General features: G+C 38.0%; 16 protein-coding genes. 9 read left to right on the top strand and 7 right to left on the bottom strand.

Going from position 1 to position 16,132, the window contains the following annotated elements; translation table 11 throughout:
• From KO521_RS19420 to KO521_RS19445, 6 genes are all read left to right on the top strand, one after another.
• Positions 1–2,280, top strand: a 2,280-nt coding sequence (locus tag KO521_RS19420) for a hypothetical protein (RefSeq protein WP_215941584.1), incomplete at its 5' end; no start/stop codon positions are given.
• Positions 2,281–2,284: 4 nt separating this feature from the next.
• Positions 2,285–3,445: a hypothetical protein gene (locus KO521_RS19425; RefSeq protein ID WP_215941585.1), complete on the top strand. Its 1,161-nt coding sequence runs from the start codon at positions 2,285–2,287 to the stop codon at positions 3,443–3,445.
• 227 nt (positions 3,446–3,672) lie between these two features.
• A complete protein-coding gene (locus KO521_RS19430; protein WP_215941586.1) occupies positions 3,673–4,830 on the top strand; it encodes a gliding motility-associated C-terminal domain-containing protein in 1,158 nt (385 codons plus the stop codon).
• A gap of 378 nt (positions 4,831–5,208) precedes the next feature.
• The gene (locus KO521_RS19435) at positions 5,209–5,943 is read left to right on the top strand and encodes a M15 family metallopeptidase (RefSeq protein WP_215941752.1); all 735 of its coding nucleotides are present in this window, start codon (positions 5,209–5,211) and stop codon (positions 5,941–5,943) included.
• Positions 5,944–5,980: 37 nt separating this feature from the next.
• A complete protein-coding gene (locus KO521_RS19440; RefSeq protein WP_215941587.1) occupies positions 5,981–6,745 on the top strand; it encodes a M48 family metalloprotease in 765 nt (254 codons plus the stop codon).
• A gap of 239 nt (positions 6,746–6,984) precedes the next feature.
• Entirely contained in the window at positions 6,985–7,152 is a 168-nt protein-coding gene (locus KO521_RS19445; protein ID WP_215941588.1) for a DUF6747 family protein, read from the top strand.
• 106 nt (positions 7,153–7,258) lie between these two features.
• Here the strand turns inward: KO521_RS19445 and KO521_RS19450 are convergent, their stop codons facing one another.
• Positions 7,259–7,651 carry an ankyrin repeat domain-containing protein gene (locus KO521_RS19450; RefSeq protein WP_215941589.1) on the bottom strand — a complete coding sequence of 131 codons (393 nt, stop codon included), beginning with the start codon at positions 7,649–7,651 and terminating at the stop codon, positions 7,259–7,261.
• Positions 7,652–7,985: 334 nt separating this feature from the next.
• On the opposite strand from KO521_RS19450, the gene gpmI reads away from it, so the two are divergent.
• From gpmI to KO521_RS19465, 3 genes are read left to right on the top strand one after another with little or no spacing between them, the layout of a single operon-like run.
• Positions 7,986–9,503, top strand: coding sequence for a 2,3-bisphosphoglycerate-independent phosphoglycerate mutase (gene gpmI, locus KO521_RS19455; RefSeq protein WP_215941590.1), 1,518 nt, complete (start codon positions 7,986–7,988; stop codon positions 9,501–9,503).
• Between the two features lie 33 nt (positions 9,504–9,536).
• On the top strand, positions 9,537–10,355 hold the full coding sequence (map, locus tag KO521_RS19460) for a type I methionyl aminopeptidase (RefSeq protein ID WP_215941591.1): 819 nt from the start codon (positions 9,537–9,539) through the stop codon (positions 10,353–10,355).
• A gap of 42 nt (positions 10,356–10,397) precedes the next feature.
• A complete protein-coding gene (locus KO521_RS19465) occupies positions 10,398–11,168 on the top strand; it encodes a class I SAM-dependent methyltransferase (protein ID WP_215941592.1) in 771 nt (256 codons plus the stop codon).
• Here the strand turns inward: KO521_RS19465 and KO521_RS19470 are convergent.
• The 6 genes from KO521_RS19470 to KO521_RS19495 all read right to left on the bottom strand — a co-directional run bounded on the left by KO521_RS19470 (position 11,165) and on the right by KO521_RS19495 (position 16,130).
• Positions 11,165–12,175 (bottom strand): FAD:protein FMN transferase, encoded by a 1,011-nt coding sequence (locus KO521_RS19470; protein ID WP_215941593.1) that lies wholly within the window; start codon positions 12,173–12,175, stop codon positions 11,165–11,167. The two genes, KO521_RS19465 and KO521_RS19470, sit on opposite strands and share 4 nt — an antisense overlap.
• Positions 12,168–12,536 carry a Na(+)-translocating NADH-quinone reductase subunit F gene (locus KO521_RS19475; protein WP_215941594.1) on the bottom strand — a complete coding sequence of 123 codons (369 nt, stop codon included), beginning with the start codon at positions 12,534–12,536 and terminating at the stop codon, positions 12,168–12,170. The genes KO521_RS19470 and KO521_RS19475 overlap by 8 nt, the downstream gene beginning before the upstream one ends.
• Before the next feature lie 113 nt (positions 12,537–12,649).
• Positions 12,650–13,957 carry an NADH:ubiquinone reductase (Na(+)-transporting) subunit F gene (gene nqrF, locus KO521_RS19480; RefSeq protein ID WP_215941595.1) on the bottom strand — a complete coding sequence of 436 codons (1,308 nt, stop codon included), beginning with the start codon at positions 13,955–13,957 and terminating at the stop codon, positions 12,650–12,652.
• 2 nt (positions 13,958–13,959) lie between these two features.
• Positions 13,960–14,709, bottom strand: a complete 750-nt coding sequence (gene nqrE, locus KO521_RS19485; RefSeq protein WP_215941596.1) for an NADH:ubiquinone reductase (Na(+)-transporting) subunit E — start codon at positions 14,707–14,709, stop codon at positions 13,960–13,962.
• Positions 14,710–14,731: 22 nt separating this feature from the next.
• Positions 14,732–15,379: an NADH:ubiquinone reductase (Na(+)-transporting) subunit D gene (locus tag KO521_RS19490; protein WP_215941597.1), complete on the bottom strand. Its 648-nt coding sequence runs from the start codon at positions 15,377–15,379 to the stop codon at positions 14,732–14,734.
• 1 nt (position 15,380) lies between these two features.
• Positions 15,381–16,130, bottom strand: coding sequence for a Na(+)-translocating NADH-quinone reductase subunit C (locus tag KO521_RS19495; RefSeq protein WP_215941598.1), 750 nt, complete (start codon positions 16,128–16,130; stop codon positions 15,381–15,383).
• Between the last annotated feature and the right edge of the window lie 2 nt (positions 16,131–16,132).

The following is a 16,132-nucleotide window of genomic DNA, read 5'->3' on the forward strand; positions in this document are numbered from 1 at the left end:
GTTCAAAACGATGTCGACACAAACGAAGCAGACGCGGATGCAGCCATCGCTCTAAAAGAAGATGCCGCCAATAAATCAACCGACGTAACCCTTGCTGACCCAACAGATACCAAGTTCCCGACCGAGCTTGCCGTTAAGACCTATGTGGACGGGCAAATTGCCGCAACCGCCGATGACGATATTACAGGTGTATCTATCAATACTTCAAGTATTTTAACGATACAAGAAGGCGCTACTTCAGTAACCGCTAACCTTTCCGCTTTGGAAGAGTCCGCTGATATTACCGCTGTACAAGATGATGTTGACCAGAACGAAGCCGACGCAGATGCTGCTATTTTAGCAGAGCAGTTAAGAGCCACAACAGCCGAAACCACACTTCAAAATAATATCGATTTAAAAGAAGATGCCAATAACAAATCTGCAGATGTAACTCTTGCAGATGCATCCAACACCAAATTTCCCACGGAATTAGCCGTAAAGACCTATGTTGACAATCAAGTTGGAACGGTAAATAGCCTTACAAACGGAAATATTTTTGTTGGCGACAACAGTAATATTGCTCAAGGCGTCGCCATGAGCGGAGATGCCACAATAGCGAACACCGGAGTTTTGACTATTGCGAACGATGCCGTTACCGCTACCAAAATCAATATTGATGTTGCCGGTGCAGGATTATCCCAGAACGCCACTACTGGAGCATTGGAAGTAGATGCGCTTGGTATTTCGGATTTAGTTACCGGTAATAAAATTGCAACTATAACTCAACCGGATGCCTCAACTGTTGCTATTAATGAAACCATAACTTCATTTGAAGAAGTTACCGGAAACAGAAGTACACTTCGTTTTAATAATGAAGCTGGAGGAACAGATGATATTACCAGTGTGGTAAGAAGTGTAAACGGTGTGGTCCCTGCCTCGAATGGTAACGTAGCGGTAGTCCTTTCAAGTACCTCAACAGGACTTGAAGCCAATCTACCTCTAACAGGTGTTGATTCCGATATTTATATCGTTTCCGGGGAATCTGGCTTAACAGCGGACAGAAATGGAGTTGCTTTTATTTATGATGATGTTACAGGGTGGCAAGAAGTAACTACAGACCTTTCAACAAACGATGCTCGTTATTTAAATGTAAACGGAGATGCCATGGCCGGAACCCTATCTATGGCAAGCCATCCGTTAACGAATTTATTGGATCCTTCAAATGCGCAAGATGCCGCTACCAAAAACTATGTTGATGGTTTGGCAAGTGGTGGTATTACTTCTACAGACCTGGATGTTACGAACGGCGCTAATTCAACTTTTGAAGATGTTACTTTAACGATTACTAACGGCGCTGTAACCCCTATAAAAATAGCTGCGGGAGCCAATAACCAAACTTTGGTGACTGATAATTCGGGTACCGTTTCTTGGATCGACTCAAATACTTTTGTCCATTCCGGAACAACAGGTTCAGTCTTCTTTGCGGCGGCAACTGGAGAGCCTACCGAAGATAATAGTCAACTTTTTTGGGATAGCACTAACAACAGATTAGGTATTGGTACTAATAGCCCTACCCACAAACTACAAGTTAGCGGCCAAGTAAGGGCTACATCATTTGCTAATGCGGACGGAACTGCTAATGCTCCTTCTTATCGCTTTAATAATGATTCGGATATGGGAATGTACAGATTAGCTGCCAACCAATTGGGTTTCTCTACCAATGGAACTAATGCCATGCTTATAGATGCTTCGCAAAATGTAGGTATCGGAACAGTTTCTCCTGATGAAAGTCTTCACGTTGCCAATAATATGAGACTTGATGGTAGCTTTGAAGATAAAGATGGCGAAGCCGGAACAGCAGGCCAGATCTTATCTTCAACAGCAACCGGAACGGATTGGATAGATGCTCCTTCTGCAGACCCAAAAATAAGTACTGATGCCGGGAACAGTGTTACCGCAGGTACGGATGCTGGTGTCTTTTACGAAAGTCCTATTAAGGCTTTCGGTAAAATTTCTTCAGCTGGTACGGTAATAAAAGCCACTCCCGGAGTTACGGTTACCAAAATGCCAGGTTTAGGTCACTACCAAGTTACTCTGGCTGCAGGCACAACCACAGATTCAGACTACATTATACAACTATCACAACCAGGAAGAGGTGGTGCTGGAAATGATGATCCGGGAATATCTTACAGTAGCCAAACCACTACCACTTTTGACGTAATCATAGGAGATAATGATAATGGAGGATCTGACCGTACAAGATTTGATTCCGAATTTATGTTTACCATTTTAGACCTATAAGCAAATGAAAAAATTACTATATATAATTTTGCTTTTAGTGATAAAAGTAACTTTCGCTCAAGCCCCTACTGCTAATGAATTGGTGAGTATACACTCTGCTACCCTAGCAGAGATTAATGCAATGGCCAATCCTATTGAAGGTTCTTTGATTTACAATAGCAGCGATAAATTTCTGTATCAATTTAACGGAACTATTTGGCAAAAACTTACTCCTGAAGGTAACGAAACTAAAATTGTGACCAACGGAAATGTTAGTATAAGTGGGAGTGGAACTACGGCAGACCCGTATGTAGTTTCTTCTATTAAATCTACTTTTACCACTAATCCTGATGGTTCTTTTACATTCTCCAACGGCATTGACCCAGATGTGAACTTTAGCCCTACCGTTCCTGGAAACACCCCAATAGTATCAAATTCAAATGCCGGTATAGGTAACTGTTCGCAATTTCAACTCAATGAAACTAGAGACCTTATTATTCAAGGTGCCTATTTTGATGGCGCCTCTACTGTTACCGTTGCAGGACAGACTATAAATTCTGTTGTCATAAATAGTTCTTCCCAGATTACGGCCAATATAACTTCCGGAAATGCTTATGGAAATTATGACATTTCCGTTACCAATAACGCTGGTTTAGGCACATTGAGCGGTGGATTTGTATTGCAACCCCTTACTCCCCTTTCCTCCAATCCCATTTTGAATACGGATATGGTGGTAAGTGGTTTAATCACTTATGATGGGAACGAACTACTAAAAACAGGCTCTGCGGGCTGGAATGCGCAAGGATATAGTTTAAATCATGAAATTGAGCCAACCATTGGCGGAAGGTTGGATTTTACACCGAACCAAACGAACTTATTAGGTATGGTTGGATTAAGTTATACACCTGCATCAAGCGCATCTTATACGAATCTTAATTACGCAATGTACCTAGTATCAAATTCCCAAATACAAATTAGAGAGAATGGCGGAAGTTTAGGTTACGTCTCAAGTTATGCTACAGGAGATGTATTAAGTATAGATATAGATTGTTTAGGAACGGTTACTTATTTAAGAAATGGAAACGTTATTTATACCTCCTCCAAGAAGGCAGTGAACCCGCTGTACTTTGATTCTTCTATTTACCATGTAGGTATGGGTATAAAAAACATACAAATGACATACTAATGAAAAAAAAACACTTATTAATAATTACAGGAAAGATTCATAGCTCCTTAAAGGCAACCATTGCTATGACCTTTTATTCATACATTTTTCAGTATACCAAAATGCATCAACCAATTAAAATAAAAACATCCTCAAGGTAATTACCTATAGGCATTCACTAACGAAATCGCAATGGGAAAATCCAGAAACCAAAATAAAATAGCCTAGAGAAAGTAAACTATAATACCATGAAAAAATACACCATTATTATTGGCAGCTTGTTCTCTATCTTATGCATTAACCATATGATTGCACAAGACTCATTTCATAATTTTGGGAATATGAAAATGCATGAAGATGCACAGATAGGTTTCTATCAGGATTTAATTAATGATGGTTCATTTGATGAGAACGCAGGACTCGCAGGTTTTTATAATACGGATGTTGCTTTTATAAGTGGTGCTTTTAGACCTGTTTTTAAAGACCTTGAAATAGTTGTGGATAATGACCTTATTTTGGAAGTTGGAATAGGCATTACCAACAACAGCAACTTTATTGCAGGTGACCTGGTCACTCCTAGATTTATTATTGATACCAATATAGAATATAGTAATGACTCTTTTTATAATGGTGAAACTAATTTAACCAAAGTAGATGGGTACGCAGCAGTGAAGAATCAAAAGGACTTTATTTTTCCCGTAGGTGATTTTGACAAGCTAAGACCCCTTAAGTTAATGTCTGACCAAATTAACGAAAATGCCAAGTCGGCCTACTTTTACGAAGACCCAAATCACCCCACTACTTTCCATACCACATTTAATACTGAGAATAGAACAGACATATTGTTATCTATTAGTAACGAGGAATTTTGGGATTTAGATACCAATATACCTTCTAAAGTTACTTTAGGGTGGGATACAGAAAGTAGTATATCCAGTTTTGTAGATGAAATTGAAAACATAACAGTTGTAGGCTGGCATTCACTAAGAAATATTTGGGAAGATTTAGGAAATACCGCTATGGACGGAGACTTTAACGCAGGTGAAATAACCTCGGATGTGTTTACGCCAGATGATTATTCAGTAATTACATTTGGAGGAAGTCTTAGTAGACAGAGCGTAGATTTAGGAAACTATTTAATGACTCCTAACGGAGATGGAAAAGCAGATTTCCTTGTTTTGGAAGCAGTTTCTTTATCACCTAACAATGAGCTTACAATTTATAACAGATGGGGGCGTGCCGTTTACAGGGCATCCAATTATGACAATACTTTTGGAGGAACTGCCAACGTTAGCAGTGTTGTAGCAACTTCTAAGAAACTACCTGCCGGAGTTTATTTTTATATTATTGATTTAATGGATATTGATATACAACATCAAGGTTTCTTATATATCAATCAAGAATAGATTTATAAATTATTTCTAAGTATTGCGTTAACAATACTACCAAAAAAATCAAAGTCCAACCTTCATCCTGTTGTGACAACTTTATGTTTCACATAATTTTAATTTATTTCCAGTATTGTAATACAAGTAGTGAATCTACCAAAAGCAAATATTCTTGCTGAGACTACTTTTCTAGAAAGTGAGTTGAATAAACTAGATTTTAGTAGCATACTATCCTAAAAAGAGATGGACAACCTTAAAAAAATCTCAATAATAGGGAACTTACCACACGATAAAGACACCTATAAGCGTTATGAGTATAATTGTAATCTAATCTTGGCATCAAATTTGGGTATCTTTGTTTAGATTATGAATAGGATAAAATTCAATAGTAATATGATGGAACGACGAGCATTCATAAAAAAAAGTGGTGTTGCTGGCCTTGCCTTGGCAGCTTTACCCAATTTAGCATTTTCTAAAGATTTTGAATATAGCATTTTGGAGCTAATGGGTAAAACCGATATTAAGCTCTATGGTAAAGGCATTAATTTACGCAAAGAAGCTCACGACGCTTTTGTGGAAATGAAAAAGGCCGCGTATAGTGATGGTATTAATTTGAAAGTGGTTTCCAGCTACCGTAATTTTGAAAGACAAAGGTCTATTTGGGAACGGAAATATCTTAAATATACAGATGATGCTGATATGGATCCATTAGCAGCGATTGATAAAATCATAGAATATTCTACCATACCTGGTACGAGTCGTCATCACTGGGGTACGGATATTGATATCGTTGATGGGAATCGTAACGTAAAAGGAGATATGTTGGTCCCTTCTAAATTTGGTGAAGGAGAACCTTATGCCGATTTTAAAAAGTGGATGGATGAAAACGCTAAAAGTTTTGATTTTCATTTAGTATATACAGATGTACCTGGCCGCAGAGGTTTTAAATATGAACCATGGCACTTTAGCTATGCACCTATTTCCGTGCCAATGCTAACAGAATTCAGAAGAAAGAATATTATGCAACTGTTAAAAGACGAAGATTTTTACGGTAGCGAGCATTTCACAGAAGGCTTTCTAACGAACTACATTGAGGATAATATATTGGATATCAACACAGAACTTCTGTAACTCTTTTGTATATTGAGCTGCTAAATAACACTATACCATGCGAGGAGGAAGTTGGAAAATAAGAATATTCATTGGCTTGGCAATTGTTGCTTTTGCCTTTATTAAGCGCTGTAGCAGTAAAGAAGAAAACCCATATACCGGAAGGGTACAGACCATAAATATGAGCGCCGAACAAGAAATTGCCATTGGTCTTCAAAGCACTCCGGAAATCGCTCAACAATACGGCGGATTATATCCAGACGAAAAATTGCAAGCTTATGTAGATCAGGTTGGTAATAAATTGGTACAGAACAGTATTGCCAAAGACACACCATATAAATATGATTTTCATCTTTTGGCAGATGACCAAACCATTAATGCTTTTGCATTACCAGGAGGTCCAATTTTTATTACCTATGCCCTATTCAAACAACTTAACGAAGCCCAGCTGGCTGGTGTCCTCGGTCATGAAATTGGCCATGTAATAGGTAGGCATTCCGCAGAACGTATTGCGGAGGGCGAGTTTTGGCAAACTCTTTCTACAGGAGCATCCGTAGGTGGTGACATGGGTGGTCTTGTTGGCGGGATAGGCCAGAATACCTTACTTAAAAATGGACGTGGAGATGAATTGGAAAGTGACGATCTTGGAGTTCTCCTCATGATGAATTCCGGCTACCAACCGGAAGAAATGATCAAAGTCATGGAAATCCTAAAGGCGGCCGCAGGTCCAAACCGTGTACCTGAATTTCAAAGCTCACACCCAGATCCTGAAAATAGAATGGAAAAAATACAGGAATCCATAGAGAAATATCGCAATCAGTAAAACTTCTTTTAGAGTATAATAAAGCGCTTAAATCTGAATAACTAAGATTTAAGCGCTTTTACATTTTATTTTACAAAAGGCATGAACGGTTGTTAAATTCGTTGAAATGCAGAGGGTTGTATACTTATTTATCTATCTTTACACCTCCCAAATATTGCCGTTGCGACTGCAACAAATTAACCATTATAGCTTTTACAAAATCCGATGCCCCTAGACAAGGCATCTAAAAATAAAACTATATGGAGACACTATCGCATTTTAAAAATTTATATACCGAAGCATTCGAGAACTGCAAACCTGAACTAGTAGTAATACTTCTAAAGGCTTATTCGGTATTTTGTGGACTAATGTTGTTTATGGCTATTTACGCGTTCGTAGATAGAGCTATAAACGGATTCGATTTTTAGTCCACAGCGCTTTACCGCTCTTTTACGAGATACTATATGAAAAAAAAGCCCGACCATATGTTTATGGTCGGGTTTCTTGTTAAATAGTAAAAACTAATTCAAAATCTTAGCTTCCTATTGCTGTTTCAATAACTCTTAAGGCATCAGTAGCATTAGAAAGTTCTGCATATTTTTCAATAGAGTATCCTTTATCGCTTTTGATTTTGAGGTTAGCACCATTATCTATCAATAGTTCTAAAATCTCAGCTTTATTATAACGAGCGGCAAAAATAGCCGGTGTCATACCTAAAGATTTTTTGTTGACGTCCTCGCCAAGCTCTATCAGTTTTTTTACGATATCAAAATCGCCCTGCATAATAGCTTTACAGAAAGAATTTACCTCTACCTTGTCGTACATTCCCGTTATTGGAGTGTCTATAACAGTAGTTGTGTCATTAGCCATTACAGCTGTAGTTCCGACCAAACAGGCCATTGCGAAAGTTAAAAACGTTTTTCTCATGATGAATGATTTAAATTGATGAATATATTATTGATTGTATAAAGATAGACTCAATTTTTGCGATGTTGTTACAGCAAAAGGGGCATAATAACTTAATTTTAACATTTTCGTATTTCATTAACAGTAATTTAAATCACTATTAATAAAGCGGTAAATAGGTTTGTTACCCTAATGTTTAAATCATAGTTAGTTGAAGCTGAAATTAAAAATTTCAATTTTTGACCTATAAAATGTGGTATCCCTAACAATGCCAAAATCACCCTAAAAAAGCGCTGCTTTAATTGGCATTTCCTCTTAGATCACAGTACTTTTGAAAATCTAATTTATCATAGCCATGAACAAAAAAGTAATACTTATGATTCTTGACGGTTGGGGAAAATCACCCAATCCAGAGGTCTCCGCGGTAGACAATGCCAATACACCATTTGTTGACTCCCTTTACAAGAAATATCCAAACGCAAATTTACTGACAGACGGTATGAACGTTGGTCTTCCCGAAGGTCAAATGGGCAATAGTGAAGTAGGTCATATGAACCTTGGTGCCGGACGTATCGTATACCAAGATCTAGCTAAGATAAACTTGGCGGTAAAAGAAAACACTCTTAAGGATGAAAAAGTATTGAAGGATGCTTTTACTTATGCCAAAGAAAACAACAAGCCAGTACACTTTTTAGGTCTACTCAGTAACGGCGGTGTTCATAGTCACATTAACCATATAAAAGGTCTTATTAAGGCTGGAAATGATTCTGGTGTACAGCATATGTTTGTTCATGCTTTTACAGATGGCAGAGATGTAGATCCTAAAAGTGGTAAAGGCTTCTTGACGGACCTAACTGATTTTGCTGCGGATAAAAACACAAAGTTAGCTACGGTTGTAGGAAGATATTTTGCGATGGACCGTGATAAACGTTGGGAAAGAGTAAAAAAAGCTTATGATGTTATGGTTAATGCCGAAGGGGAAAAAACTACTGACATTGGTGCCAAAATGCAAGAGAACTATGATAACGGAGTTACCGATGAATTCACGGAGCCTATTGTAATGACAGATGGTAACGGAAATCCTGTTGCTCAAATTTCTGAGGATGATGTTGTTATTTTCTTCAACTTTAGAACTGACCGTGGCCGTGAACTTACAGAAGTATTGAGCCAAACAGATATGCATGAAGAGAACATGCACAAACTAAATTTATACTACGTTACATTAACCAACTATGATGCCTCATACAATAGTGTTCATGTAGTTTATGATAAAGAAAATATTAAGGACACCCTTGGTGAAGTTTTAGAAAGAGCACACAAGAAACAGATTCGTATTGCTGAAACCGAGAAATATCCTCACGTAACATTTTTCTTTAATGGAGGCCGTGAAGAGCCTTTTGATGGCGAAGAACGCCTTTTATGTCCTTCTCCAAAAGTTGCTACTTACGATTTGCAGCCAGAGATGAGCGCTTATGAAATTAGAGATGCCATTATTCCTGAATTGAAAAAAGGTGAGGTAGATTTTGTTTGCTTAAACTTTGCCAATCCTGATATGGTTGGTCATACGGGAGTTATGTCTGCTGCCATCAAAGCATGTGAAGTTGTTGATGAATGTGCAAAAGCAGTGGTAACAGCGGGTCTTGAAAACGGGTATACTTCTATTGTAATTGCCGATCATGGTAATTGTGAAACCATGGTTAATCCTGATGGTAGCCCAAATACGGCGCATACCACCAACCCTGTTCCTTTAATTTTAGTTGATAATGATATTAAGGAAATCAAAGATGGAGTTTTAGGCGATATAGCACCTACCATTTTAAAATTACTAGGCGTACCACAACCTGCATTAATGACCCGGGAAGCTCTTGTATAAAAAATACCATCAAATATTTTTACCTTTGCCGTTATGATTAAATTAAAAACACCCGAAGAAATAGAGCTAATGCGTGAAAGTGCCTTAGTGGTATCAAAGACTTTGGGCATGTTGGCAGCGGAAATAAAACCAGGTGTCACCGCCCTATATCTTGATAAATTAGCTGAAGAATTTATTAGGGAGCAGGGCGCTGAACCAGGTTTTTTGGGTATGTACGATTTTCCGAACACCTTGAATATGAGCCCTAATACCCAGGTAGTGCATGGCATACCAAATGCAGAACCTTTAAAAGAAGGTGATATTATTTCTGTGGATTGCGGTTCGCTCAAAAACGGCTATTATGGCGATCATGCCTATACATTTCCCGTAGGCGAGATTGATCCTGAAACGGCAAAACTTCTTAAAGTAGCCAAAGAATCCTTATATCTTGGTATAACAGAATTTAAAGCAGGTAACCGTGTTGGCGATGTTGCTTTTGCCATTCAAAACTATTGTGAAAACCATGGTTATGGTGTAGTTCGTGAACTAGTAGGTCACGGATTGGGTAAAAAACTGCACGAAGGACCTGAAATGCCTAACTATGGAAAACGTGGTCGTGGCAAACAGTTTAAAGAAGGCTTGGTAGTCGCCATTGAACCTATGATAAATATGGGAACAAGACGCATAAAGCAGCTTAAAGACGGCTGGACTATCTTAACAGCAGATGGAAAACCGAGTGCGCACTTTGAACATAACGTGGCCATAGTAAACGGCAAACCGGAACTGCTATCTACATTTCAGTACATTTACAAAGCTTTGGGCATTGAAAGTGATGAAGAAGACAATTTTCATCAGACGAAATTGGTTCTTTAAACTTAAGTCTAGAAAAGTAATTTGTGCTAATTGATGTAATACGTGTCTAAAATTTTTAAGCTTATTCTTAACGCCGTTCCCAGGCCCTTACTCATTAGATTAAGCTACTTGGTGCGGCCTCTATTGGGTTTTTGGATGCGGGGCAATCGCTATGAAGACCCTATTGACGGAAAAAAATTTAAAAGCTTTCTTCCGTATGGATATGAAAACCCACGCGAGAACATACTTTCTCCTTTCACGCTATCACTAGAGAGACATCGGTTACTATGGCTCTACTTAAAAAACGAAACAAATTTCTTTACGGAAAAATCTAAAGTGCTTCATTTTGCACCTGAACAAGCATTCTACAAACGTTTCAGGAAACTAAAAAATTTGGACTATGTCACTACTGACCTTTTATCGCCACTAGCAGATGTAAAAGCTGATATTTGCAATTTACCTTTTGAGGATAACTCTTTTGATATAATTTTCTGTAACCATGTTCTTGAACATATTCCTAATGACACAAAGGCTATGCAAGAATTATATCGAGTGTTGAGAAAAGGTGGTTGGGCTATTTTACAGATCCCACAAGACCTAGAAAGAAAAACTACTTTTGAAGACAATACTATAACAGACAAGAAGGAACGCGCTAAAATCTTTGGCCAATATGACCATGTTAGGATCTATGGACGAGACTATTTTGAAAAACTGAGAAATATTGGCTTTAAGGTGGAAGAAATAGATTATTCAGCTACGTTAAAAGCAGAGGAAATTGACAGATTTCGATTGGCGAAAGGTGAAATCATACCGCTCGTTAGAAAACCAATTTAATTCTTAGCAACCAAAACTTTAAAACCAGGGGTCATAAATTCATGGATATCCCCTTTTTCATCTATAAAAATCAGGTACGCCTCAAGTTCTCGTTTTACCGTCAATAGTTTGAGTACTTGATCTAAATCCATTGCCATAAAGGAAGTGGCGTATGCATCGGCCTTTGCACAATTATCCGCTAAAACCGTAGCGGCCAGCGTATTTGCATTTTTTGTGAAGCCAGTAGTAGGATCTATAGTATGTACATATTTTACTCCTGTTACCGGGTCTTCTCTAAAATGTCTGTAATTACCCGAAGATGCCAAAGCCCTATTCTCAAGACGTATAGTAGTCTTTAATTTTCTTTCATTTTCCACCGTAGGGTCATCTATACCAACAATCCAAGGTTTTTGCTTGATTTGGTTCTGGCCTTTTGCTACCAACTCCCCTCCTACTTCCAGAAGGTAATTCTTAATTCCGTTAGCATCCATCAATTTTGCCAGTCTATCTATGGAATACCCTTTAGCGATAGCATTGAAATCAAAATAAATATTAGGATTGGATTTAGTTATAGTATTTGCCTCTGATAATCTTACCTTATCAAAACCCACAAATTGTAGCAAACTATCTACACGCGCACTATCCATTTGTATCTGCTTTTCAGGGCCAAACCCCCAAGCATTGACCAAAACACCCACTGTGGGATCAAAATAACCATTGGTAGCCTTATTTACCTCCTGAGATAGTTCAAAGACCTCACGAAACATATGATCAACCACCAGTGTTGAATCACCTCTATTAATTTTAGAAATATCCGATGCCGGAATATAGGTAGACAAAGAATGGTTTATAGCATCAAATACAGAATCTACCTGCTTTTGAAGGTTCATTTCACCCTGAGCCAAATAAATTAAATTATACGAAGTACCCAATGCAGCTCCGGAATTTTCATTTCTAACCAGACCGGATGGGTTACCGCCACAGGAAAACAAGCATAAAATGCCAACCAATACTATGAATCTATTCATCTTTAATTTCGATTAAACCTATATAATCAACTATATATGCTTCATTCAAATATACTGGCAACTCTTGATTTTCGGCATTAGAAAGTCCAACACCCGCGTAGTACGTTCTTGCCTCGTTTTTATTCGCATGATTCTTCATTTTTTTCATAAGTTCCTGATCATAAATATTTGGATTCTTGGGATAAGGAACATAACGCACCGTAATAAAATGCAATATTTTATCCTTCAAACATACAAATTGTGGATTTCTTTTGGGTTCACTATTCACACCCATAAATTCAAAACCTTCAGCTTCAAGCTCCCTACCCACTATATTCATAGCTAAGTTGTGTAGTTCTCTATCCGATAGCGGCTTCCCCATATATCTTAAAAATTAAATCAAAAAAAACCGATGCGTAAACATCGGTTTCTTTATTTATTTGATTCGCAAAAGGGTAAAATATAATTTGAACCCTTGAGCTACTAAAAATCGTATTATCCACCGAAGTCATCAAAGCGGATGTGCTCATCGGGTATACCAAAATCTTCTCCCATTTTTTGCACTGCTTTGTTCATTAATGGAGGTCCACAAAAGTACAGTTCAATATCTTCAGGTGAATCATGCAAGCTTAAATAGTTATCGATAACACAATTGTGTATAAAACCGACGAAACCATCTCCTGGAGCATCTATATTCTCCTTGACCTTCCAATTATCTTCTTCCATTGGCTCTGAAAGTGCCAAATAGAATTTAAAATTAGGAAAGTTTCTTTCCAATTCCCTAAAGTGTTCTAGATAGAAAAGCTCTCTTTTAGAACGACCACCGTACCAATACGTAACTTTTCTATTTGTCTTTAAAGTATTGAATAAATGGTACAAGTGCGAACGCATTGGCGCCATACCTGCTCCACCACCAACGTAAAGCATTTCTGAATCAGATTCATTGATAAAGAATTCACCATAAGGACCTGAAATAACTACGTCATCACCAGGCTTTAAATTGAATATATAAGAGGAAGCAACACCAGGGTTAACATCCATCCAACCGTTCTTGGCACGATCCCATGGTGGAGTCGCAATACGAACGTTCAACATAATCTCTCTACCTTCCGCTGGGTAAGAAGCCATAGAGTATGCTCTTTCAACAGTTTCAGGATTCTTCATTACTAGCGGCCATAGATTGAACTTGTCCCACTCCGCTTTAAATTTATCTGGAGTTTCATGTTCCTCTGGGTGAGCTGTAATATCTATATCAGCATACTTAACCTCACATTCCGGAATTTCAATCTGGATGTAACCACCAGCTTTATAACCCATATCTTCAGGAATCTCAACAACGAACTCCTTAATAAAAGATGCCACGTTATAGTTACGTACCACTTTAGCCGGCCACTTCTTAATACCAAATACCTCTTCCGGTATGGTAATTTCCATATCCTGTTTTACTTTAACTTGGCAAGCTAAACGCGCACCAGAATTCAGTTCTCTTTTTGAAAAATGAGGTGTTTCCGTAGGAAGTGCTTCCCCTCCACCAGAAAGTACGTGACACTCACACTGAATACATGTTCCACCACCACCACAGGCAGATGGCAAGAATATTTTCTGATTTCCCAAAGTAGTAAGTAATGAACTACCAGAACCAACTTCTACTTTCTTTTCTCCGTTAATCGTAATGGTAACCGGCCCCGATGGAGATAGCTTTTCCTTGGTGAACAACAAAAGGGCCACCAAGACCATCAATAGTATCATAAAGGCAACAACGGTAATTAAAATCGTTCCTCCAGTACTTGTAGCTAATAACATATCTATTTGTTTATGGCGTCGTTATAAGAGACTTCTTTAGTGTCAATCTCTTCTTTAATTTCTTTCTTTTTATTTTCGGATACCTTATCATAATCCATTCGTTGTTCCTCTACAGGAGCAGCTGCATCATCTCCACCTGTCAACATACCTCCGAAACTCTGAAAACCGATACCCATTAATCCGGTAATGATAAACGTAATACCTAAGCCTCTTAATGGTGCTGGTACATTTGAATACCTGATTTTCTCACGAATAGCAGCAATCGCCAAAATAGCCAAAAACCATCCAATACCAGAACTAACACCATAATTAAATGCCAAACCTAATGACTGAATATCTCTAGCTTGCATAAAAAGCGAGCCACCTAATATAGCACAGTTTACAGCAATTAGAGGCAAGAAAATACCCAATGAGTTATATAACGAAGGTGAAAATTTCTCCACAACGATCTCTACCAACTGAACCATTGTAGCAATGGTAGCGATAAAAAGAATGAACGAAAGAAAGCTTAAATTGTAATCTGCATATTCAGGACCTAACCATACCAAGGCACCATCTCTCAAAAGATACTGATCTAATAACCAGTTCAACGGCACGGTAACTGCAAGTACAAAAATTACAGCTGCACCTAAACCTACGGCAGTAGCAACTTTTTTAGAAACCGCTAGGTAAGAACACATCCCCAAGAACACGGCAAATACCATGTTATCTATAAAGATGGATTTAAAAAATAATTCTATATGCTCTAACATAATTCTATCTCTTTTACCTTAATTAATTATCTTCTACCAGTGCAGGATTCCTTGAGCGCTGCACCCATATAATAATACCAACAACAATAAGTGCAGCTGGTGGTATAATCATAAATCCATTGTTCTCATAGCCTGTTGCATATAATCCTGTTTTTGCGATTGGGTCACCCAGAACCTTATAGCCTAATAGTGTTCCTGATCCGAGAAGCTCTCTGAAAAAACCTACAATTATTAGTATAACACCATAACCAAGTGAATTCCCAATCCCATCTAAAAAAGATCTCCATGGCCCATTGGCCAATGCAAAAGCTTCAAAACGACCCATAATGATACAATTGGTAATGATCAAACCAACAAATACGGACAAGGTTTTACTAAGCTCATAAGCAAAGGCTTTAAGTACTTGATCAACTACAATAACCAAAGTCGCCACAACAATAAGCTGTACAATAATCCTAATTTTTGAAGGAATGATATTTCTCATTAAAGAGATTACTACGTTACCTAGGCCCAGAACGAACATTACGGCAACCGCCATAACAATCGAAGCTTTTAGTTCAGCAGTAATTGCCAAGGCAGAACAAATACCCAATACTTGAATGGTAATAGGGTTATTGTCCGCTAACGGGTCCGTTATTAAACTTGCATCTTTTTTTGTCAATAGTGCCATATTATTTTGCGCTAACGGTTTGTAAATAGTCTTTATAGAGATTTAAACTCTCCTTGATCATAGCAGCAACACCATTGCCGGTAATAGTGGCACCAGCTAAAGCATCTACCTCATTATCATCTTTAGTGTTGTTCAAAGGGTCATTATTACCCTTGGCTACAGCAATACCAGCATATTCGGTTCCCTTTAGAATACTTTCTCCTGTGAAATCATCCATAAAGTAACGTTGCTTAATGTTTGCACCTAGACCGGGCGTTTCTCCCTTGTGATCAAAGTAAACACCTTGCACTATCATTTTGTCATCTAGTGCAATAAAGCCCCAAATGGCATCCCAGAGTCCTTTTCCGTACATTGGAATTATGTAGTACTTTTTACCATCTTTCTCACCTATCATAAGCGGGAGCTTAGCGGTTTCGCCTTTTGCTGCGAGTGCCATTTGCTTTTTCATATCAATCAAATAGGCTTCATCATTTTCAGTAATTTTATCACCTTCAATAACCAATTGCTCTTTGATATATGATTTAAACTCGCCTTCAACTTTGTCTGTTGAAACAAAATTTACACTTCCTTCATCAACATTATCATTTACACCCATGGCATAAAGAATATTCTGTTGTTTTTCGAACCGTTCGTTCTCAGTTATTCTATCTTTTAAGCTTGAAGACATAAAAGCAAGAATAGAACCGACTATTACTACCATGACGGCAGCAAAAATAACGGTGTATGAATTTTTATCTGTATTGACTGCCATAA

Origin of the sequence: Zobellia uliginosa, from assembly GCF_018860745.1 — a bacterium.
Classification (GTDB): domain Bacteria; phylum Bacteroidota; class Bacteroidia; order Flavobacteriales; family Flavobacteriaceae; genus Zobellia; species Zobellia uliginosa_B.